The 3,448-nt window shown below is 76.7% G+C and carries 1 protein-coding gene; it reads left to right on the forward strand.

The window, feature by feature from the left end; translation table 11 throughout:
* On the forward strand, positions 1-3,448 hold a 3,448-nt coding region (locus G3I53_RS27325), incomplete at both ends, for a non-ribosomal peptide synthetase (RefSeq protein ID WP_164438884.1).

A 3,448-nucleotide genomic window follows, 5' to 3' on the forward strand; every position in this document is an offset into this window, starting at 1 on the left:
GCCCGCGCTGGCCGCCCTGCGGTCGGCGTGCGGGACGGACACGGCCCAGGTGGTCCTCGCCGACCTCGGGTCCGGGGCGTCCCGGGGCCGTCCGGCCCCGGAGGGGGCGCGACCGGCCGTCACGGCAGCACCGCCGGCCGACGGGCCCGTCGGCCCCTCCCCCGCCCCCGCACACCAAGCCGCGACGGCCGGGGCCGGTGAAGCGCGGTCGGCAGAAGGCGAATACGCGTCTCTGCTGCGGGAGTTGCTGGCCCAGTCGCTGGGGATTCCCGCGTCGGCCGTCGACGACGACACGCCGTTCCTGGGCCTCGGCCTGGACTCGTTGAGCGCGGTCGACCTGGTCAAGCGGCTCGAACGGAGGACGGGCCGGGACCTGCCGGCCACGCTCTTCTTCGAGTACCGCACGGTGCGTGAACTCGCCGCCCACCTCGACCGTCCGGACCCGGACGGCTCCCCCTGGGCAGGCACGCGGACGCCGCGGACGGTGCCTTCCGGGGCGACGGCCCCCGGGGAGGATGTGCCGTTCCCCCTGACGGCGGTCCAGCTCGCGCTGCACACCAGCAGCCGGCTGCATCCGGAGCTTCCGGCCCGCGGTCACCTGCGGATGACGGTCCGCGGCCCCCTCGACCCCGGCCTGCTCGGCCGTGCGCTGGAGTCGCTGGCCGAGCGCCACGGCATGCTGCGGCTGCGCGTGGACGACGGCGGCGGCCCGCTGCCCGTGCAACGCATCGCCCCACCCGGGCTCCTGTCCGACTGGTACGAGGTGCGCGCGTGCCTCGCCCGGGACCTGGCCGACGCCGAGACGGACCTGTGCAACCGCCCCTTCGACCTCGCGGCCGGGCCGCCGGTCCGTGCCGTGCTGCTGCGCGAGAAGCCGGAGCTTGCGCATCTTCTGCTGGTGGCGCACCATGCGGCGGCCGACGGGTACAGCCTGAATCTCCTGGCCGAGGAGCTCTGGACGGTCTACACCGCGCTGCACAACGGTGAGCGCCCCCAAGTGCTGCCCGCCGCGCCGGAGTTCGCGCGCCATGCCGCTGCGGCGACGCACGACGTCCCCGAAACCGACCTGCGCTACTGGAGGCAACGTCTCGCCGGCCTGGGCGAGCCGCTGCGGCTGCCCTACGACACGCCACCGCCGGGCACCGGACCCGGTGCACCCCTGACCGGGCCGGTCGTGCAGCACCACGGCGAGCTGGGCACGGAACCGACGCGGGCGCTCGAACGGCTGGCCGCCGCGCACGACGTCTCCCTGTTCCACCTCCTGCTCGCCGCGTACGTGCGCTGCCTGGCCCGCTGGTCCGGGCGGCCGGACATCGCCGTGAACGTGGCCCGGGCCCGGCGGGAGGACCGGTTCGACGGCGTGGAGCGCCTGGTGGGCCCGCTCGCGGACACCCTGCCGCTGCTGTGCCGCACCGCCGACGGCGAGCCCCTTCTGGCGCTGGCCGAACGGGTACGCCTGGCCTGGCTGGAGAGCGAGCGGCATGCCGGCCCGAGCAGCCTCGACCTGGCCGGGCTGCTGCCCGGGGCGGGGGCCGGGCCGCGCACGGTGAGCCCCGCGGGCTTCAGCTTCGCCCGCTTCCCCGCGCGGCTCGCCGACGGCTGCCCGGTCGAGGTGCGGGCGACCGCCGCGGGCACCGGGTCGGCCGCGACCCGGCTGAGCCTGCTGTGCTGGTCCGACGGTCCCGTGCTGCGCATGACGTGGAACTTCCCGTCGCCCCTCTTCGCGCGCACGACGGTGGCCCGGCTGGACCGCGAGTTCCGCGCCGAACTCGCCGCCCTGCTCGCACCGGAGGAACCCGGCGCGAAGCTCCCGGTGCCCTCCCGCCGGGCCCCGGCAACGGGAGCGGCGCGCCCGGTGCCCGTGCGGGACGACGGGAGCGTCCCGCTGACCGCCCGTCTGCTGGACCGCTTCCGTGACCGTCCCGGCGCGATCGCCGTCGAGGCGGGGGACGCCTCCCTCACCTACGAGCAGCTGGACCGGGCCTCCGCCCGGCTCGCCGCCCGGCTGCGCGCCGGCGGGGTGCGGCCGGGCGATCTCGTCGGGCTGCTCACCGAGCCGGGCGCGGACACGGTCACCGGGGTGGTGGGCATCCTGCGGGCGGGCGCCGGCTGGGTCCCGCTGGACCCGGACCACCCGCAGGCCCGGCTCACCGGTCAACTGGCGCGCACGGGCGCGACCGTGGTGGTCTGCCACGCGGCCACCCGGGACCTGGCGGGCGCGCTGAACGCCGCGCGGCCGGTGCCCGTGGACGGTCCGGATGCAAGTGGTGAGGAGGGCCGGCGGGACGCCGTGTCCCGCGCGGCCGCCGCCGACCCGGCCGTGACCGGCGCGGAGGCGGTGGCGTACGTCATCTTCACCTCGGGTTCCACGGGCCGCCCGAAGGCCGTGCCCATCAGTCACCGTGCGATGGAGAACTACCTCGACTGGGCGGTCACCACCTTCGGTTACGGCCCCGCCGACCGCCTGGCCCGCACCGCGTCGCCCTGCTTCGACGCCTCGGTCCGCCAGCTGCTGGCCCCGCTGATGGTCGGGGGCACGGTGGTGTCGGTGCCCCGGGACCTGCTGCGGGATCCCGAGATGCTGCTGGCCCACGTGGAGCGTGCCCGGATCACCGTGTGGAGTTCGGTGCCCACGGTGTGGGAACAGCTGCTGTCCGCGGCCGAGGAGCGGGTACGCAACGGGGGCTCGGTGCCGGACCTGTCCGCGCTGCGCTGGGTGCACGTCGGCGGTGAGGCCCTGCCCGCCGGTCACGTGCGCCGCTGGTTCGACCTGTTCGGCCGGGGTGCGCGCATCGCCAACCTCTACGGGCCCACCGAGACGACCGTCAACGCCACCTGCCACGTCATCGACGCCCGCCCCGCCGACACGGTCCGGCAGGTGCCGATCGGACGGCCCGTGTCCGGCACCGACCTGGCGGTGGTCGGCCCCGACGGCGCGCCGCGTGGTCCGGGCGAGCCGGGTGAACTCCTCATCGCGGGAACCGGTCTGACCGACGGCTACCTCGGCGAGCCGGAACTGACCGCGCGGGCGTTCGTGGTGCGGGACGGGCGGCGCTGGTACCGCAGCGGCGACCGGGTCCGGTGGTCGGCGGACGGTGCGCTGGAGTTCCTGGGCCGGCTCGACGACCAGGTGAAGATCCGCGGGAACCGGGTGGAGCCCGGCGAGGTGGAGGCCGCCCTCCAGACGCACCCGGGGGTCGGCCGGGCCGTCGTGATCGCGCAGGAGGGGCGGCTGCACGCCTTCGTCACCGTGCGTGCGGGCGCCGGGCGGCCGGGCACGCGGGACATGCGGCGGCACCTCGCCACGCTGCTGCCGCCCTACATGGTCCCGGCGCGCCTCACCGTCGTCGAAGCGCTGCCGCTGACCGGCACCGGCAAGGTCGACCGGGCGGCGCTGACCGGCCCGGGCGGGGCGGACCGGACGGCATCGGTCGGCCCCACCGGCCGG

The organism is Streptomyces sp. SID14436 (assembly GCF_010548465.1).
In the GTDB taxonomy this organism is placed as follows: Bacteria; Actinomycetota; Actinomycetes; order Streptomycetales; family Streptomycetaceae; genus Streptomyces.